General features: G+C 63.4%; 1 protein-coding gene. It reads right to left on the reverse strand.

The genetic code is table 11. The features are described from left to right. A partial coding sequence (locus FQ664_RS25780; RefSeq protein ID WP_474707153.1) for an immunoglobulin-like domain-containing protein occupies nt 1-328 on the reverse strand: 328 nt, incomplete at both ends.

The raw sequence follows: 328 nt of genomic DNA on the forward strand, positions 1-328 counted from the left end.
GTGTAGGTGATCACGCCGCCTTCGGTCACGCTTGGCGAAGCGGTCAGGGTGGCGGTGGTGACATCGACCGAGTCGTTGATCGCGGTCTGAGCCGGGGTCGGGTTCGGCGTCAGCTGTTCAAAGTTGCCACCGGTCGCACCGGTAATCGTGGTGCTGACGGTTGAGCCGTTGTTGTAGACGTCGTTGGCCGGCGTCTCAAAGTCGACACTGCCCTGGGTCTTGCCGGCTTCGACGGTGATGGTCTGGCCGTTGGACAGGGTCACAGTCACCGGCGACTGCGCCGGGTTGCTCAGGGTCACGGTGTAGGTGATCACGCCACCTTCGATCG

This window comes from Pseudomonas persica, assembly GCF_900291015.1.
Taxonomy (GTDB): domain Bacteria; phylum Pseudomonadota; class Gammaproteobacteria; order Pseudomonadales; family Pseudomonadaceae; genus Aquipseudomonas.